Genomic DNA, 18120 nt, shown 5'->3' on the forward strand with positions numbered 1-18120 from the left:
AAATACTATTTTTCAGTAAGATAGCGATTTTACCGTTGCGCTTGATGGCGCCCTGGCTTTATCTACACTTAATCCTGTCACTGCAGGGAAGTGAAGTGATTTCGCGAAGTCTCAGGGAGCAACAACCACATTATGTAATCCCGAATGAATCTATTAACGGAGTAAATTATGGCAGAGCATCGTGGTGGTTCAGGTAATTTCGCAGATAATCCGCAAAAGGCCTCTGAAGCCGGTAAAAAAGGCGGCCAGAACAGCGGCGGCGGAAACTTTAAAAACGATCGTGAAAAAGCATCAGAAGCCGGTAAGAAAGGCGGCAAAAAATAACAGCTGCAACGTTTCCTGAACAGACCTGAACCTGAGGGTCTGGCACTGATGTAACTGATGTGTATGACACGCTGCCCCGTCCTTTTTCAAAGGCCGGGGCTTGTTTTTATCGGTTGCCCCCGCTGTAAAGAACCTCTCTCCGTTGCGCCTCCTTAAGCATTGCCCGACTCAGGGTGTTAAACTTCAGCCTTTCTTCCATCTGAATACGCCTCATCTGATGATGGGGTGCAGGGGATCCGGCATGCAACCCTCTTATGGCCGACTGGTAAAGCGTGCTGCGCTGGCCGCTACCCTTCTCGCGTCAGTGCTGTTGATCGTGAAAATCTTTGCCTGGTGGTACACCGGTTCGGTGAGTCTGCTCGCTTCGCTGGTGGACTCGCTGGTTGATATTGCCGCGTCACTCACGAATCTGCTGGTGGTGCGTTATGCGCTGCAGCCCGCCGATGAAGACCATACGTTCGGGCATGGTAAAGCGGAATCGCTGGCGGCACTGGCTCAGAGCATGTTTATTTCAGGCTCGGCGCTGTTTCTGTTCCTGACCGGCCTGCAACATCTGGCGTCGCCGGATGTTCTGCGGGCTCCCGGTGTCGGGATTGTGGTAACGGTTGTCGCGCTGAGTTCAACCCTGTTACTGGTGGCCTTTCAGCGCTGGGTGGTGCGGAAAACCCGCAGTCAGGCCATTCGGGCTGACATGCTGCACTATCAGTCCGATGTCATTATGAATGGCGCGATTCTGATCGCGCTGGTGCTGAGCAGCTATGGTTTTGCAAGGGCAGATGCCCTGTTCGCGCTGGGAATCGGCATTTTTATTCTCTACAGCGCGTTGCGTATGGGCTACGACGCAGTGCAGTCCCTGCTGGATCGCGCATTGCCGGAAGAGGAGCGCCAGCAGATTCTGACGCTGGCGACGAACTGGCCGCAGGTGCAGGGGGTGCACGATCTGCGTACCCGCCAGTCCGGCCCGACCAAATTTATTCAGCTGCATCTGGAGCTTGAAGACCAGCTGCCCCTGGTGCAGGCGCACCGTGTGGCCGATCAGGTTGAGAGGGCGTTACGCGACGCATTTCCCGGGTCAGACGTAATTATCCATCAGGACCCCTGTTCTGTGGTACCGTTCGAGAAGGAGGATTCTCCAGGTTTTTAACCTAAACGAATCAATTTGATACGTAAGGGACGACGTAACGCTAACATTGCTGCAAAAAATAGTGAAAAGTTGTCTGACCTGAATCAATTCAGCAGCAAGCCTTTGATATACTATCTGCCATCACATGTCGCGCTGGCCTTTAATGATGTTCAGCAGCGATCGACAGGCAGGATTAACCCTTCGTTTTAAAAATCCAGAGGTTGTCATGATCAAAAAAATTGGTGTATTAACCAGCGGCGGTGACGCCCCAGGCATGAACGCAGCTATTCGTGGAGTCGTGCGTTCCGCGCTGAGTGAAGGACTGGAAGTTTTTGGGATCTATGATGGCTATCTGGGATTGTACGAAGACCGCATGATCAATCTCGATCGCTACAGCGTCTCCGACATGATCAACCGCGGCGGCACCTTCCTGGGTTCTGCGCGCTTTCCTGAATTCCGTAATGAAGATATTCGCCAGGTGGCCATCGAGAACATGAAAAAGCGCGGCATTGACGCGCTGGTGGTGATCGGCGGCGATGGCTCCTACATGGGGGCGAAACGTCTGACCGAAATGGGCTTCCCCTGCATCGGCTTACCGGGCACCATCGACAACGACGTTGCCGGAACGGATTACACCATCGGTTACTTTACGGCGCTGGAAACCGTGGTGGAGGCCATTGACCGCCTGCGTGATACCTCTTCGTCGCATCAGCGTATCTCCATCGTTGAAGTGATGGGCCGCTACTGCGGCGATCTGACGCTGGCGGCGGCCATTGCGGGTGGCTGTGAGTTCATCGTGCTGCCGGAATTCCCTTATACCCGTGAAGAGCTGGTCGCGGAAATCAAAGCGGGCATCGCCAAAGGGAAAAAGCACGCTATCGTGGCGATTACCGAACATATCTGCGATATCGACGATCTGGCGCGCTTTATTGAAACAGAAACCAAACGCGAAACCCGTTCCACCGTGCTGGGCCATATTCAGCGTGGTGGCGCGCCCTGTGCCTATGACCGTATTCTGGCGTCACGCATGGGCGCTTACTCCATTGAGCTGCTGATGCAGGGCTACGGTGGTCGTTGTGTTGGTATTCAGAATGAGAAGATGGTGCATCACGACATCATCGACGCGATTGAAAACATGAAGCGTCCGTTTAAGCGCGACTGGCTCGACACCGCGAAAAAACTCTACTAATCCCTCTGCGGGGTGTGCGTTACCGCACGCCCCGGCATCGCCAGCCTATATTCCCCACAGTTATAACCACTTATTTTTAATTCTTTAAGCTCTGTATTGGTTTATGTCACGCTACGCCCATAACGACATTGGGAGAGTGCGTAATGAACAAGTGGAGTATCGGCGTTACCCTGTTGCTGGCCTCAACCAGCGTTCTGGCAAAAGACATTCAGCTGCTTAACGTGTCCTACGATCCAACGCGTGAGCTGTACGAACAGTACAATAAAGCGTTCAGTGCGCACTACAAACAGGAAACCGGCGATAACGTCGTGGTGCGTCAGTCCCATGGCGGCTCCGGCAAGCAGGCAACCTCCGTAATTAACGGCATCCGGGCAGATGTGGTGACGCTGGCCCTGCAATCCGATGTCGATGCCATTGCAGAACGCGGGCGTATTGATAAAAACTGGCTTCAGCGTCTGCCGGATAACTCCGCCCCTTACACCTCGACCATTGTCTTCCTGGTACGCAAAGGCAATCCCAAAGGCATTCATGACTGGAGCGACCTGATCAAACCAGGTGTCTCTGTCATCACCCCTAACCCGAAAACCTCCGGCGGGGCACGCTGGAACTATCTGGCGGCCTGGGGCTGGGCGCTGGATCACAACAATGGCGATCAGGCTAAAGCGCTGGCTTACGTCAGAGCGCTGTTTAAAAACGTTGAGGTGCAGGATTCCGGTGCGCGTGGCGCGACCAACACCTTCGTTGAGCGCGGCATTGGTGACGTCCTCATCGCCTGGGAAAACGAAGCCTATCTGGCGGTGAACAAGCTGGGCAAAGATAAGTTCGAGATTGTGACGCCGAGTGAATCCATTCTGGCTGAGCCGACCGTGTCGGTAGTCGATAAGGTGGTGGACGAAAAGGGTACGCGTAAGGTTGCGGACGCCTATCTGAAATACCTCTACTCGCCGGAAGGCCAGACGATTGCCGCGCAGAACTACTACCGTCCGCGTGATGCTGAGATTGCGAAGAAATTTTCCAGCACCTTTGCGCCCGTGAAACTGTTCACCATTCAGGACAAGTTTGGTGGCTGGACACAGGCTCAGAAAGCCCACTTCGCCGATGGCGGCAGCTATGACCAGGTCATGAAACCGTAAGGCATGGCGGTCAGCGCATCTCTGCGCTGACCGCTTAACGCGACACCTCTCTCTTCTCCACCCCTGCTGCGCTATCAGCCAGAATTCCCCGTGACATTCTTTTCCCGCCAGGCGAGGATGCAGGCTGCGAAGCCACTCAGGAAGCGTTGTTATGCCGATACACCGTCATGCAGCCCGCGGGATGGCGATCCTGCTGGTGCTGGTCATTGCGGGGATGCTGGCGGCCGCACTGCATTTTAAAAAGAACAGTGATGCGCTGTGGCAGATCGTCAGCGAGAAATGTGTGCCCCACCAGCAGAGCAGTGGCAACCCTGCGCCCTGTCAGCGTGTCGATCGGCCACATCGTTATGCCATGCTGAAAGATATCCATGGGCCATTGCAGTTTCTGCTGATTCCGCTCGACAGGATCACGGGCATAGAAAGCCCGCGCTTACTTCAGCCCGCCACACCCAACTATTTTGCCTTTGCCTGGCATGAACGCTATCTGCTAGCCCAGCGGCATGGCTCGCCGATTGACGACCGGGTTCTGTCGCTGGCTATTAATTCAGAGTATGGCCGCACCCAGAACCAGCTTCATATTCATCTCTCCTGCCTGCGCCCCGATGTGCGTCGGCAACTCGATACGCTGACGCCGCAGCTTAACGACCAGTGGCAGCGCAGCACGCTGCGTCAGCATCACTACTGGCTGCGTGCCCTGACGCCAGCCGAACTGGCGCAGCAGAGTGCCTTTATCCGTCTGGCCAGTGAGCGGCCACAGGCGCGCACAGAGATGGGGAAATATGGACTGGCGCTGGCGCAGTTAAGCGACGGGCGACTGGTGCTGATGGCGATAGAGCGAAACTGGCTGCTGCTGAATAGCGGGTCGGCGGAGGAGGTGCAGGATCATACCTGCCAGCTGATTGCGCCCATAAAAAAGGCGGCTTAAGCCGCCTTTAATCTGTGCATCAACGCTTAGGCGCTTTTTGCCGCCGCCGCCGCTTTCACGATGACCGCAAACGCATCAGCTTTCAGTGACGCACCGCCAACCAGCGCACCATCGATGTCAGGCTGGGTGAACAGCTCTGCCGCATTTTTGTCGTTAACGGAGCCGCCGTACTGAATGATGACCTGCTCCGCGACTGCCGCATCTTTCTTCGCGATGTGGTCACGGATGAATTTGTGCACGGCCTGAGCCTGCGCAGGGGTCGCCGATTTACCGGTACCGATAGCCCAGACGGGCTCATAGGCGATGACCGCACCGTTGAACGCTTCAGCGCCCTGGGTTTCCAGCACGGCATCCAGCTGACGAGCGCAGACTTCTTCGGTTTTACCCGCTTCGTTTTCTGCTTCGGTTTCACCGATGCAGAGCACGGGAACCAGACCCACTGACTTCAGCACCGCGAATTTCTTCGCGATGAACTCGTCGCTCTCTTTGTGGTAAGTACGACGCTCTGAGTGGCCGATAATGATATATTTCGCGCCGATATCTTTCAGCATCTCTGCGGAAACTTCACCGGTGAAGGCACCAGACAGGTTAACGTCTGCGTTCTGTGCACCCAGTGCAATGTGACTACCGGAGAGGGCGTGTTTTGCCTGCTCGAGATAGAGTGCCGGCGGTGCAATGGCAACGCCACAACCGTCAACGCCAGACAGTTCCTTGCGCAGACCGGCGATCAGTTCAGCTGTGATCTGCTTGCTGCCATTCAACTTCCAGTTACCCATAACCAGTGGATGTCGCATTCTATCCTCCGCATAACGCGATACATGAAAAATCGCTGCCAGCCGGCAGCGTTGTCTGCCAGACAGTATAGAGATCAAATGTTGCGATGGCTTTGCTTTTCGTCATTTTCGGCCACATCATCAGGGGCTGGCGAGCGCCAGTTTGACCGGCTCAATCGCAAAGGTCAGCCCCTTGTCACCGCTGTCAGAGACGACAAATCGCAGCGCGCCGTCGACCTGCGCATAGTAGGGCGAATCCTTGCCGGCATTCAGCAACGCCTCCAGCTTTTTGCGCCCCTCTTCGGCACTTAATCCCGGCACAAAGAAGCGCAGCAGCGCGGTCATGTAGGCCAGCGCCTTTTGCTGCGAGGCGCTCTGATCCGGGCCAGGTAACGGCAGCCAGGTAATCTGCAACGTTTTGATTTTGCCGGTGCCGGGCTCCAGCGCCGTAGAGGCGTAGAGCGTCTCATTGATTTTGCTGGCAGCCCGCGTCAGGTTGCTTTTGTCACCGCGATTATCAATAGCGCGATACTCCGGCAGGATGAGCGCGGCATTGGCCAGATTATACTTTTCGCGAAACTGGCCGATAGTCATATCAAAGGTGGGCGCACCCGCCAGCAGATAGGGGGCGGGAGGCAACGCATCGGTCCGCTCCTGCGGTGGCGGATCGGCGGCAAAGACCGGAACCGTCAGCGCAAACGATAACAGCAGTGCGCCAGGCAAATTCTTCATTTTGTCGATCCTGTCCCGTAAACTCAGGCGCAAATTAAAACGGTTTTTATCCGCGAGGTCAAAAGCGCGGCAGCTCTCTTTTCCGGATGATAAAGCATGACGTTACAACAATGGTGTTTTTCCTGGCGCGGCCGGCTGGGACGACGTGATTTCTGGATCTGGCAGGCGGTCTGGCTGCTGACAACGACACTGCTCTTCGTGCTGGCGGCTAACGACTGGCTCGATACCCAGATGGCGGCCTTTGGCGTGGTCTGCCTGCTGTGGCCTGCCAGCGCGGTGATCGTCAAACGGCTGCACGATCGCGATCGTCCCGGCTACTGGGGGGTGCTGGTGATCGTGGCCTGGCTGCTGGTGGTGGGGAACTGGAACATGCTGGCGGGCATCCTGCCCTGGCTACTGGGACGCGCCATTCCCTTTGTTTTACTGGCGGGCCTGCTGCTCGACCTCGGCGTTTTTCGCGGCTCCCCCGGCGCTAACCGGTTTGGCCCGGCGACCCAGCCGGTGCGATACCGCTCAACGGCTCACCAGTAATGTTCGCTGGTGATATGCCCCGGCTTACGCTTAAGGTGTTTGCGCATCTCACGTGTCTCTTTCAGGAGTTGCTGAGTATCACGCACCATCTGCGGGTTACCGCACAGCATCACATGGCTGCTCTCTGCATCCAGTGTCAGACCGGTGGCCCGCTCCAGCTCGCCATTCTCAATCAGCGCAGGCACCCGGCCAGTCAGCGAACCGGCAATCTCTTCGCGACTTACCACCGTCTGAATCTGTAGCTGACCCTGATAACGCTGCTGCAGCTGCTGCATCAGCGGTAAAAAACTCAGGTCGGCCGCATAACGCGCGGCATGCACCAGCACGATATTTTCAAAGCGTTCCAGCCCTTCGCCCTGCTGCAGCATCGACAGGTAAGGACCAATAGCGGTGCCGGTCGCCAGCATCCACAGCGTCCTGCACGGCGGAACCTCATCCAGCACAAAGAAGCCCGCGGCTTCTTTGGTGACCATCACCTGATCGCCTGGCTGAAGGGCATGCAGATGCGGACTGAGTTTGCCCTCTGGCACCGTAACCAGATAGAACTCCAGCAGATCATCTTTCGGCGCGTTGACGTAGGAGTAAGCGCGCTGCACGCGTTCCCCCTCAATTTCCAGCGCCAGTTTGGCAAATTGCCCGGCGATAAAGGGATCGACCGGTGCCGTCACCCGCAGACTGAACAGCGCATCCGTCCAGTTTTTGACTTCCTTTACTTCAGCATTGACCCACTCAGCCATACTCACTCCCTGGTTATTGATGATTCAGGCAGGTCACTATTTTCGCGGCTGCCCGGCGCGATTGCCAGCCTGCGCCCTCGCAAAGGCTCGAATCGACAAACTGTTGCATTCCCTTTACAGGCTGGTGCATAAACTTGACAGGCGCAAGCCAGGACCTTTTCGTCTGCCTCTCGCTTTGTCACCTAATCCTGATATTTTGCCCGCCATAATAAGATGTCCGGCGGGTGAACCGCTGTTTTAACCTCCTTTCACAGAAAGATATTTTGTATAACCATGATGACGAAACTGGAAAATCGCCCGCTGCTGGTGATGCTCATTGTGCTGGTGGCCGTGGGTCAGATGGCGCAGACCATTTATGTTCCGGCTATGGCGGTAATGGCCGATGCGCTGAACGTGCGGGATGGCGCGCTGCAACGCGTGATGGCGGCCTATCTGATGACCTATGGCGGATCGCAACTGATCTACGGCCCGCTGTCGGACAGCGTGGGGCGGCGCCCGGTGATCCTGGCAGGCATGCTGATCTTTATGATCGGGGCGGTGACCGCGCTGATGGCGACCTCGCTGGATATGCTGGTGCTTGGCAGCGCCGTGCAGGGGCTGGGAACCGGCGTGGCTGGCGTGATGGCCCGCACCATGCCGCGCGATCTCTATGAGGGTCACGCGCTGCGCCGTGCTAACAGCCTGCTGAATATGGGCATTCTGGTCAGCCCGCTGCTGGCACCGGTGATTGGCGCGCTGCTGACCCAGCTCTTTGGCTGGCATGCCTGCTTTGCCTTCCTGCTGCTGCTCTGCCTGACGGTCACCGGCGCGATGGCGCGCTGGCTGCCGGAAACCCGGCCGCAGAGTGCAGAAGTGACGCCCTTCTTTAAACGCTACGCCCGTCTGCTCAGCGACGCGAATTTCGTCCGCTACATCGTGCTGCTGATTGGCGCGCTCGCCGGAATTGCGGTATTTGAGTCGAGCTGCGGTGTATTACTGGGCGGCGTGCTGGGCCTGCACAGCCTGACAGTCAGTATCCTGTTTATTCTGCCGATTCCGGCGGCCTTCTTTGGCGCCTGGTTTGCCGGACGCGAGCAGGGCTCCTGGCATAGCCTGATGTGGTGGGGCGTGAACAGCTGCCTGCTGGCGGGCATTCTGATGTGGATCCCGGCGTGGTTCGGCGTGATGAATATCTGGACCCTGCTGGTGCCGGCCGCGCTCTTCTTTTTTGGTGCCGGTATGCTTTTTCCGCTGGCAACCTCTGGCGCTATGGAGCCTTATGCCTGGCTGGCGGGTAGCGCGGGCGCGCTGATTGGCGGGCTGATGAACCTGGGCTCGGGTCTGGTCGCGTGGCTGTCAGCGATGATGCCGCAGCGCGACCAGTTCAGCCTGGGGATGCTGATGTTCTTCACGGCGCTGGTGATGCTGCTCTGCTGGTTGCCGCTCTCACGTCAGCCGGAGCGCGGCAACCAGGCGGTTACAGGATAAACGGATGAAGCGCCGGATCCTTGCGGTCAAGATAGTGAATCGACTGGATACGGCGGATGGTGCGTGATTTACCGCGAATCAGCAGAGTTTCGCTGGTGGCGATATTACCCTGACGCGTAATGCCTTTCAGCAGCTCGCCACTGGTAATGCCGGTGGCGGCAAAGACCACGTTGTCGTTGCGCGCCATCTCACTCAGCGTCAGCTTTTTCCCTGCCTCAATCCCCATCTCTGCACAGCGCTGCAGCTCCTGCTCGCCGAGCAGACGGTTTTCCGCGCTGTCGCCCTTAACGTGATGACGCGCCAGCAGCCGGCCCTGCATATCGCCGTCCAGCGCCCGGATGACGGCCGCAGAGACCACGCCTTCCGGCGCACCGCCGATGCCATACATCACATCCACTTCGCTGTCCGGCATGCAGGTCAGAATGGAGGCGGCCACGTCGCCATCCGGGAAGGTGAAGACCCGCACACCCAGCTGCTGCAGCTGACCAATCACCGCGTCATGGCGGGGTTTTGCCAGAATCGACACGGTTAACTGCGACAGCGGCTTGTTCATTGCGATAGCGATATTACGCAGGTTGGTTTCCAGCGGCAGGTCGAGATCGATTGTCCCGTGGGCGGCCGGCCCCACAATCAGCTTCTCCATGTACATATCGGGTGCGTGGAGAAAACTGCCCTTGTCGCCCACGGCCATGACGGCCAGCGCGTTAGCCTGACCCAGCGCCGTCATGCGGGTGCCTTCAATCGGATCGACCGCAATATCGACCGCGTCGCCGCGACCGGTGCCGACTTTTTCACCGATATAGAGCATCGGGGCTTCGTCGATTTCGCCTTCGCCGATCACAATCTGGCCGTCGATCTCAATGGAGTTGAGGACGTGACGCATGGCATGGACAGCCGCGCCATCGGCCGCATTTTTGTCGCCGCGCCCTAACCAGTAATAGCCCGCCAGAGCGGCAGCTTCGGTTACGCGGGAAAATTCAATGGCAAGTTCTCGTTTCATGGTCTCTGCCTGACAAAAAACAGACAGGCAGTGTAACACAGCGGGAGAGTGGGGCGGGGAAAAGGCCCGCGACACAGACGGTCGCGGGCCCCGGTATTACTCTTCTTCTTCCCACGCCTGCGCGCGGGCGACGGCTTTTTTCCAGCCGGCATAGCGGAAGTTACGTTCAGTGGTTTCCAGGCTTGGGCGGAACTCACGCTCAATCACCGATTTTGCACGGACTTCATCCAGATCCTGCCAGAAGCCGACGGCCAGACCCGCCAGATACGCTGAACCCAGCGCCGTAACTTCACGCACTTCCGGACGCTCAACACGGGTGCCGAGGATGTCAGACTGGAACTGCATCAGGAAGTTGTTGGCCACCGCGCCCCCATCCACACGCAGCGCCTGCAGACGGGTGTTCGCATCGTTCTGCATCGCTTCCAGAACGTCGCGGGTCTGATAAGCGATCGACTCCAGCGTGGCACGGATGATGTGGTTAGCGTTCGCACCGCGCGTCAGACCGAAGATCGCGCCACGGGCATACGGGTCCCAGTAAGGTGCGCCCAGACCGGTGAATGCCGGCACCATGTAGACGCCGTTGGTATCTTTCACTTTCATCGCAAAGTATTCAGAGTCAGCGGCATCGCTGATCAGCTTCATCTCATCGCGCAGCCACTGAATCGAGGCACCCCCGATGAACACCGCGCCTTCCAGCGCATAGTTCACTTCACCACGCGGGCCACAGGCGATGGTGGTCAGCAGGCCATGCGTTGAGGTTACCGCTTCAGTACCGGTGTTCATCAGCATAAAACAGCCGGTGCCGTAGGTATTTTTCGCCATGCCAGGCTGGACGCAGAGCTGGCCATAGAGCGCCGCCTGCTGGTCACCGGCAATACCGGCGATAGGAATACGCGTGCCGCCTTTACCGCCGATGTTGGTCTGACCATAGACTTCAGACGACGATTTCACTTCCGGCAGCATTTCACGCGGGATATCCAGAATATCCAGCAGGCGCTGATCCCACTCCAGCTTGTGAATGTTGAACATCATGGTACGGGAGGCGTTGGTGTAATCGGTGATATGTACGCGGCCCTGGGTCATTTTCCAGACCAGCCAGGTATCAACGGTGCCGAACAGCAGCTCGCCACGTTTCGCACGCTCACGTGCGCCTTCAACGTTATCGAGGATCCACTTCACTTTGGTGCCGGAGAAGTAGGGGTTAATCACCAGACCGGTGGTGTGCTGGATATACTCTTCCAGTCCCTCTTTCTTCAGTTTGTTACAGTAGTCTGCGGTGCGGGGATCCTGCCAGACGATGGCGTTATAGACCGGCTTACCGGTCTCTTTGTCCCAGACGATAGCGGTTTCGCGCTGATTGGTGATACCGATAGCGGCAATTTCATCGGAGCGAATATCGGCGTGTGCCAGCACTTCAACCAGCGTGGAGCTTTGAGAGGCCCAGATATCCATCGGATCATGCTCAACCCAGCCCGCTTTCGGGTAGATCTGGGTAAATTCACGCTGCGAGACGGCGACGATGTTGGCGTCATGATCGAGGATCACGGCGCGTGAACTGGTTGTGCCCTGATCGAGCGCGACAATGTATTTTTTATCTGTGGTAGTCATAAATTCAGTCCTGATGATAAAAGGTGAAACTTACGCTTTACGCTGCTGAGCGCGTGCAACCGGTTTGTCTGCAGGAACACTGGCAGGTTCCTTCGCGGTGCCTGGCAGATAGCGGCCAATCAGTGCGCGATAACCTACGGCACCCAGGCAGGCACCGACCAGCGGACCAAAAATCGGTACGAGGAAGTAAGGGATGTCACGACCGCCGGTGAAGGCAACGTTACCCCAGCCTGCCAGCCATGCGAAAATCTTCGGTCCGAAATCACGTGCCGGGTTCAGGGCAAAGCCGGTCAGCGGACCCATTGCGCCACCAATTACCGCGACCAGCAGGCCGATCAGCAGGGGTGCCAGTGGGCCGCGTGGGATGCCGTTACCGTCATCCGTCAGACCCATGATGACCGCCATCAGTACCGCCGTGATGACCATCTCAACCAGGAATGCCTGACCGACACCGATGTGCGGGTTAGGATAGGTTGAGAAGATGCCCGCCAGGTCGAGACTCTCAACCGTGCCGCGCACCATCTGATGGCTCTGCTCATAGTCAATAAAGAGGCTGTAGTAGAGGCCATAGACCAGCGCTGCGGCACAAAAGGCGCCGGCAACCTGTGAGATGATGTAAGGCAGAACTTTACGTCCTTCAAAATTAGCAAACAGGCAGAGCGCCACGGTAATGGCCGGGTTCAGGTGCGCACCCGAAATGCCTGCGGTGAGGTAGGCGGCCATTGAAACGCCCAGCCCCCAGATGATGCAGATTTCCCACTGACCGAATGCGGCACCGGCGAGTTTCAGTGCGGCCACACAGCCCGCGCCGAAGAAAATAATCAAGCCTGTCCCCAGAAATTCGGCAATACACTGACCTTTGAGCGTGTTAGTTGTCTGACTCATAATAGTGGTTCCTGAAGCGAGGTTAAATTTTATCAGTTTTTGTTCTCATTCCATGAGTCGCCCAGCTTTATTGTAGGGTTGGTGTGAATTTATCGTTAACGAACATAAACGAGAAATAGCGAAATCATTTTTTGTGTACTGTGTCATAAAAATGCGCGTTTTCGCGTATTCCGGCTTTCTTTCGCCCTTAAATGCGCCGGATAGCGGGCGTGGCGGAGGGATCGCTGTGTGCCGTTGATCTGAGCGCAGCATAAATTCAGGCATAGACTGAAAAGTGTTACAGACTACGCCCGGCGCGCCCGCGTTGCTGGACTTGCGGGGTGAGGGTACATACAATCGGGACAACGTTGCTGGCTAGCGCTGGCATCATCAACGCCTTGCAGGAATTTAGGAGAGGTCAGAAAGATGTCATTTGAAGTGTTTGAGAAACTGGAAGCGAAAGTACAGCAGGCGATTGATACCATCACCCTGTTGCAGATGGAAATCGAAGAGCTGAAAGAGCAGAACAACTCACTGCGTAACGATGCGCAACAAGTCGCGGGCAACCACGATGCGCTGATGCGTGAAAATCAGCACCTGAAAGAAGAGCAGCACGTCTGGCAGGAACGTCTGCGCGCACTGCTGGGAAAAATGGAAGAGGTTTGAAGCCTCAGCTGATGTGAAAAACGGGTGCTCAGGCACCCGTTTTCATGTCTGCTCCCGGTTGCTGTCGGACCTTATTCGAGGTCCAGCGCATCCTCTGACAGAATGATACCGGTGTTGTCGGCATAGAGATGGTCGCCGGAAAAGAAGGTCACGCCGCCGAAATTGACGCGCACATCGCTTTCGCCAATCCCTTCACCCGCTGCGCCGGCCGGAATGGCGGCAATCGCCTGAATGCCAATTTCCAGCTCTTCCAGCTCGTCAACCTGACGTACTGACCCGTAGATGACCAGGCCTTCCCACTCGTTAGTGGCTGCCAGACGTGCCAGCTGCGCATCCACCAGCGCCCGACGCACGGAACCGCCGCCATCAATCACCAGCACCCGGCCGCGGCCATTTTCTTCCAGCAGGTCGTAGAGTAAGCCGTTGTCTTCAAAGCATTTCACTGTGGTAATCTGACCACCGAATGAAGTGCGCCCACCAAAGTTTGAAAAAAGCGGTTCAACAACATTCACTTCTTCATGGTAGATATCGCAGAGTTCAGATGTATCGTATTTCATAAGGGTTTCGTCTGTTTGCCACAGGAATGCTAAGTATATCGCTATATGCAGATTGTTGGCAAAATCATCACCCTGAAAAAAGCATCGTTCGATCAAGAACATGCATAAAAAAGCCCAGCCGGTTCGGCTGGGCTTCTGAAAAGTGCGACATCCGTGAATCAGAGAATGAAGCGGCTCAGGTCTTCGTCAGCCACCAGTTCATCCAGATGTTTACCCACATAGTCAGCATCAATGGTGACCGATTCACCGTGACGATCGCTGGCGTCATAGGAGATATCCTCCATCAGACGTTCCAGCACGGTATGCAGACGACGCGCACCGATGTTTTCGGTGGTTTCGTTAACCTGCCATGCGGCCTCAGCGATCCGGCGGATACCATCCTCGGTGAAATCAATATTCACGCCTTCGGTATTCATCAGCGCTTTGTACTGCACGGTCACTGACGCGTTAGGCTCTGTCAGAATGCGCTCGAAATCATTCACGGTCAGCGCCTGCAGTTCAACGCGGATAGGCAGACGGCCCTGCAGTTCCGGGATTAAATCGGACGGGCTGGCAACCTGGAACGCGCCCGAAGCGATAAACAGAATGTGGTCCGTTTTCACCATACCGTGCTTGGTTGAGACCGTGCAGCCTTCCACCAGCGGCAGCAGGTCGCGCTGAACGCCTTCGCGTGACACATCCGGACCGCCAGCATTCTGGCCGCCGCGCTTACAGATTTTGTCGATCTCATCGATAAACACGATACCGTGCTGCTCGACGGCATCGATGGCGTCCTGTTTAAGCTCTTCCGGATTCACCAGTTTTGCCGCTTCTTCTTCGATCAGCAGCTTCATCGCTTCTTTGATCTTCAGCTTGCGGGCTTTCTGCTTCTGGCCGCCGAGGTTCTGGAACATCGACTGCAGCTGGCTGGTCATCTCTTCCATTCCCGGAGGCGCCATGATTTCGACGCCCGGGCCGCTGGCGGCCAGGTCGATCTCGATCTCTTTGTCATCCAGCTGGCCTTCGCGCAGTTTTTTACGGAACGACTGGCGCGCCGCAGAAGGTTCCGCGCTCTGCTCTGACTGGCCCCAGTTGTTTTTGGCTGGCGGAATCAGAACATCCAGGATGCGCTCTTCCGCCATCTCTTCTGCACGGTATTTGTTCTTTTCAATCGCCTGGCTGCGCACCATCTTAATGGCGGAGTCGGTCAGGTCGCGAATGATCGAATCGACTTCCTTACCGACATAACCCACTTCGGTAAATTTGGTCGCCTCGACCTTGATAAAAGGCGCATTGGCCAGTTTAGCCAGACGACGGGCGATCTCCGTTTTACCGACACCGGTCGGTCCGATCATCAGGATGTTTTTCGGGGTCACTTCATGGCGCAGCTCTTCATCCAGCTGCATGCGACGCCAGCGGTTGCGCAGTGCAATAGCCACGGCGCGCTTGGCGCTGTCCTGGCCGATAATAAAGCGGTTCAGTTCGCTGACGATTTCGCGTGGAGTCATCTCAGACATAGTTATACCTTTACGCCCTGGAGGTTAATTCTTCGAAATTAACGTTATGGTTAGTGTAGATGCAGATATCGCCTGCGATGTTCAGCGACTTCTCAACGATGTCGCGCGCGCCCATGTCGGTATTCTCCAGCAGCGCACGTGCCGCGGCCTGGGCGAAAGGTCCGCCGGAGCCGATGGCAATCAGATCGTTTTCAGGCTGAATTACATCACCATTACCGCTGATGATCAGTGAGGCGGACTCATCCGCGACCGCCAGCAGGGCTTCAAGTCGACGCAGCATACGGTCAGTACGCCAGTCTTTAGCCAGTTCCACCGCGGCTTTCACCAGGTGGCCCTGATGCATTTCCAGTTTACGTTCGAAAAGCTCAAACAGGGTGAAGGCGTCTGCGGTGCCGCCAGCAAATCCGGCAATCACCTTATCGTTGTATAAACGACGCACTTTTTTAACGTTGCCTTTCATCACGGTATTGCCGAGCGTAGCCTGGCCATCACCGCCAATCACTACCTGGCCGTTGCGTCGTACACTTACTATTGTTGTCACGGGCAGACCCCTTGTTGCAGTCGGAAAAGGACTCCGCGCACGGGGCGCGGAGTATCATGCAACAGATATGGGGCGGGTTTGACGGGTTTCAACCCCCGATTGAGAGGGGAATGCAGCCGGAGTGGCCGGAACTGCGCAGACGCTTCAGTGTGCTGTCCGCAGAGGCGCGATCTTTATACGGACCAATCACCACGCGATTCCAGCCGCCACCGGTCGTAATGCGGCTTTCAAATCCTTCAAAGGCTAAACCGGCACGCACTGACTCCGCCTGGTCGGTGCCTTTGAATGACCCGCACTGTACCATCCAGCGCTGCGAAGAGGCTTTCTCCGCCGGTTTCGCTTTTGCGGTCTCCTGCGGTTTTGACTGCACCTCGGGTTCCCGCGTAACTGGCGCAGGCTGCGTCTGGCGCTGAACATTTTGCTGCTGCTGCTGCTGACGTTGCTGCTGTAACTGCAGCTGCTGCTGACGCTGCTGTTGTTGCTGCTGCAACTGCTGCTGGCGCTGTTGCTGCTGTTGAGCCTGCAACTGCTGACGTTGCTGCTGCAGCTGTTGTTGCTGAACCTGCTGCTGCTGACGTTGCTGCTGTTGCTGGAATTGCTGCTGCTGGCGTTGCAGCTGCTGTAACTGCTGCTGATGCTGCAGCGTCTGCTGACGTTGCGCCGGTGTCTGTTCGTTCCACGGCACTTCGTTCAGCTGCGTTGGCTGCTGGCGCATATCCGCCTGCATCTGCTCCAGCAGCTGACGCTGCTCGTCAGTCAGCTGCGTCTGCGACTTCACCTCGCCACCCGAAGAGGGTTCGATAGGGGTCGGCACGGTAACCTGACGGTTCTCCAGCTCTTTAATATATTTCCAGCGCTCTTCGGGCTTCGGCGGTAAGCCATTGCCGTTGGCTTTATGATCCGTAATGACCGGCACGTCCTCTTTCTTGTGATGCGCCAGGAACCATAAACCACCGGCAAAGGTCACCAGCACGGCGACCGCCAGTACAATCATCAGTTTGGATGTTCCCGAACCGCCTTTGCTCTTCTTGCCGCGGCTGGGGCTTTTTTTGCGACGCGTCCCTGTTGAACGCCCGCGGCCTACGTAATCTTTTTGTGCCACTCTCGTTCTTATACCCTTCAAAAATAGTGCCAGATGGGCGAAATGATGATTTTTACGCGCCCGGCAAGGAGTCCGCCATGTTACTCAAGGGTCGGAACTTTGACCAGCAGTGTTCGCTTTAAGAATCTACTGAAAAAGCGCGGCGAATACGCTTATTTTTCACGCTTTTTTGCGCGCGCCGTGCTGCCCCGAATGGTCAGACCCGCGTCCAGTAGCCGCGAACCGCTGATGACCCGTTTGCCATTCAGCTCATCCAGCAGCAGCAGCATCGCTTCCCGGCCGATCTGATAACGCGGTTGGGTAACGGTAGTCAGCGGCGGCTCGCAGTAGCGCGACAACTCGATGTCATCAAATCCCACCACAGAGAGATCGTCAGGTATCCGCAGCCCGCAGCGTCGGGCCTGATTCATCGCCCCGAGCGCCATAATGTCGCTGTGGCAAAACAGCGCGCGCGGTGGCTGCGGCAGGGTCATCAGCTGATTCATCGCGGCAACGCCCGCTTCAAAGGTGAAATCGCCGCGCACAATATAGGTGGGGTCGACCGTCAGGCCACTGCGCCGCATCGCCTGGACATAGCCCTGTAAACGATACTGACAGAGCGGCATCTCTTCCGGCCCGGCGATGCAGGCAATCTGTGTGTGACCTAACTGCAGCAGATGATTAACCGCTTCAAACGCGGCGGTCAGGTTGTCGATGTGCACCGAGGGCAGTGACATTTCGGGCGCAAACTCATTCGCCATCACCATCGGCGGCAGGTTGCGCTGCTCATCAATGCCGGCATCGAAGGGCAGCTGTGAGCCCAGCAGGACCATGCCATCTATCTGGCGTGTCACCATCAGGTTGAGAAAGGTTCGCTCCTGCTGATTCTGATGGGCGCAGTCGCCAATCAGCACCAGATAACCCTCTTCGGCTGCCGTGACTTCAATGCCGCGGATGATTTCACTGAAGAAGGGATCGCAGATATCAGGGACAATGACGAGGATGGTTCGGGTCTCATTGCGACGCGCGTTGCGTGTGGGACCATGTGCTGCATAGCCGACGGCGGCAACGGCCTGTTCGACTTTCTGTCGGGTGGCCGCAGAAACTTTCTCCGGATTCATCAGCGCACGCGATACGGTGGCGGTTGAGACACCCGCATGTTCCGCGACATCCTTCATCGTGGCGGCGGGCGGTTGTTGATTCTGCTCCAACACATGCTCCTGACGCATTATGGCGTGTTCGATTCTGTTTTTGCCTGCTCAGAGGCAAACCAGCCACATTGTTAACGATTGCGTGGCTGGTTGTTACTTAATTTGCATAAAAATTGTGACTTATGCGACATTTTTCGATCTGGCTCGCAACGTCAGCGGAGA

19 protein-coding genes are annotated in these 18120 nt (G+C 56.6%); 8 read left to right on the forward strand and 11 right to left on the reverse strand.

Features of this window, described 5'->3' with window-relative positions:
- The first annotated feature begins 168 nt into the window (after positions 1-168).
- The 5 genes from OXR04_RS21115 (at position 169) to OXR04_RS21135 (ending at position 4694) form a co-directional block, all read left to right on the forward strand.
- A complete protein-coding gene (locus OXR04_RS21115) occupies positions 169-324 on the forward strand; it encodes a general stress protein (RefSeq protein WP_003851267.1) in 156 nt (51 codons plus the stop codon).
- Positions 325-565: 241 nt separating this feature from the next.
- A complete protein-coding gene (gene fieF / locus OXR04_RS21120; RefSeq protein ID WP_009088059.1) occupies positions 566-1468 on the forward strand; it encodes a CDF family cation-efflux transporter FieF in 903 nt (300 codons plus the stop codon).
- A 205-nt stretch (positions 1469-1673) separates the two neighbouring features.
- A complete protein-coding gene (gene pfkA / locus OXR04_RS21125; RefSeq protein WP_009088057.1) occupies positions 1674-2636 on the forward strand; it encodes a 6-phosphofructokinase in 963 nt (320 codons plus the stop codon).
- A 143-nt stretch (positions 2637-2779) separates the two neighbouring features.
- Positions 2780-3769, forward strand: coding sequence for a sulfate ABC transporter substrate-binding protein (locus OXR04_RS21130; RefSeq protein ID WP_009088055.1), 990 nt, complete (start codon positions 2780-2782; stop codon positions 3767-3769).
- Positions 3770-3920: 151 nt separating this feature from the next.
- Positions 3921-4694 (forward strand): CDP-diacylglycerol diphosphatase, encoded by a 774-nt coding sequence (locus OXR04_RS21135; RefSeq protein WP_267372696.1) that lies wholly within the window; start codon positions 3921-3923, stop codon positions 4692-4694.
- Positions 4695-4720: 26 nt separating this feature from the next.
- Here the strand turns inward: OXR04_RS21135 and tpiA are convergent, their stop codons facing one another.
- Both tpiA and OXR04_RS21145 read right to left on the reverse strand, forming a co-directional pair.
- Positions 4721-5488, reverse strand: coding sequence for a triose-phosphate isomerase (gene tpiA, locus OXR04_RS21140; RefSeq protein WP_009088051.1), 768 nt, complete (start codon positions 5486-5488; stop codon positions 4721-4723).
- Positions 5489-5608: 120 nt separating this feature from the next.
- Positions 5609-6199, reverse strand: coding sequence for a DUF1454 family protein (locus OXR04_RS21145; RefSeq protein WP_009088047.1), 591 nt, complete (start codon positions 6197-6199; stop codon positions 5609-5611).
- Between the two features lie 96 nt (positions 6200-6295).
- On the opposite strand from OXR04_RS21145, the gene OXR04_RS21150 reads away from it, so the two are divergent.
- Positions 6296-6730, forward strand: coding sequence for a DUF805 domain-containing protein (locus OXR04_RS21150; protein WP_267372697.1), 435 nt, complete (start codon positions 6296-6298; stop codon positions 6728-6730).
- Here the strand turns inward: OXR04_RS21150 and fpr are convergent.
- Complete coding sequence (gene fpr, locus OXR04_RS21155; protein ID WP_154929290.1) at positions 6721-7467, reverse strand: ferredoxin--NADP(+) reductase; 747 nt, start codon at positions 7465-7467, stop codon at positions 6721-6723. The two genes, OXR04_RS21150 and fpr, sit on opposite strands and share 10 nt — an antisense overlap.
- 273 nt (positions 7468-7740) lie before the next feature.
- Here fpr and emrD point away from each other — a divergent pair, with 273 nt between their 5' ends.
- Complete coding sequence (gene emrD, locus OXR04_RS21160; protein WP_084690423.1) at positions 7741-8934, forward strand: multidrug efflux MFS transporter EmrD; 1194 nt, start codon at positions 7741-7743, stop codon at positions 8932-8934.
- Here emrD and glpX read toward each other — a convergent pair.
- From glpX to OXR04_RS21175, 3 genes are all read right to left on the reverse strand, one after another.
- Positions 8924-9934: a class II fructose-bisphosphatase gene (glpX, locus tag OXR04_RS21165; protein WP_267372698.1), complete on the reverse strand. Its 1011-nt coding sequence runs from the start codon at positions 9932-9934 to the stop codon at positions 8924-8926. The genes emrD and glpX overlap by 11 nt on opposite strands.
- A 96-nt stretch (positions 9935-10030) precedes the next feature.
- Positions 10031-11542 carry a glycerol kinase GlpK gene (gene glpK, locus OXR04_RS21170; RefSeq protein WP_009088036.1) on the reverse strand — a complete coding sequence of 504 codons (1512 nt, stop codon included), beginning with the start codon at positions 11540-11542 and terminating at the stop codon, positions 10031-10033.
- Positions 11543-11572: 30 nt separating this feature from the next.
- Positions 11573-12427, reverse strand: coding sequence for an MIP/aquaporin family protein (locus tag OXR04_RS21175; RefSeq protein WP_009088034.1), 855 nt, complete (start codon positions 12425-12427; stop codon positions 11573-11575).
- A gap of 405 nt (positions 12428-12832) precedes the next feature.
- Between OXR04_RS21175 and zapB the strand changes: the two genes are divergently transcribed.
- Complete coding sequence (zapB, locus tag OXR04_RS21180; protein WP_003851242.1) at positions 12833-13072, forward strand: cell division protein ZapB; 240 nt, start codon at positions 12833-12835, stop codon at positions 13070-13072.
- A gap of 71 nt (positions 13073-13143) precedes the next feature.
- Here the strand turns inward: zapB and rraA are convergent, their stop codons facing one another.
- The 5 genes from rraA to cytR all read right to left on the reverse strand — a co-directional run bounded on the left by rraA (position 13144) and on the right by cytR (position 17958).
- Positions 13144-13629 (reverse strand): ribonuclease E activity regulator RraA, encoded by a 486-nt coding sequence (gene rraA, locus OXR04_RS21185; RefSeq protein ID WP_009088032.1) that lies wholly within the window; start codon positions 13627-13629, stop codon positions 13144-13146.
- Positions 13630-13787: 158 nt separating this feature from the next.
- Positions 13788-15125 (reverse strand): HslU--HslV peptidase ATPase subunit, encoded by a 1338-nt coding sequence (gene hslU / locus OXR04_RS21190; protein ID WP_267372699.1) that lies wholly within the window; start codon positions 15123-15125, stop codon positions 13788-13790.
- A 10-nt stretch (positions 15126-15135) separates the two neighbouring features.
- The gene (gene hslV, locus OXR04_RS21195; RefSeq protein WP_009088029.1) at positions 15136-15666 is read right to left on the reverse strand and encodes an ATP-dependent protease subunit HslV; all 531 of its coding nucleotides are present in this window, start codon (positions 15664-15666) and stop codon (positions 15136-15138) included.
- 88 nt (positions 15667-15754) lie between these two features.
- Positions 15755-16768, reverse strand: coding sequence for a cell division protein FtsN (ftsN, locus tag OXR04_RS21200; protein WP_267372700.1), 1014 nt, complete (start codon positions 16766-16768; stop codon positions 15755-15757).
- Between the two features lie 152 nt (positions 16769-16920).
- Positions 16921-17958 carry a DNA-binding transcriptional regulator CytR gene (gene cytR, locus OXR04_RS21205; protein ID WP_009088024.1) on the reverse strand — a complete coding sequence of 346 codons (1038 nt, stop codon included), beginning with the start codon at positions 17956-17958 and terminating at the stop codon, positions 16921-16923.
- Positions 17959-18120: the final 162 nt, after the last annotated feature.

The sequence above is a fragment of the Pantoea sp. GM_Pan_3 genome (assembly GCF_026541045.1).
GTDB lineage: Bacteria > Pseudomonadota > Gammaproteobacteria > Enterobacterales > Enterobacteriaceae > Pantoea > Pantoea anthophila.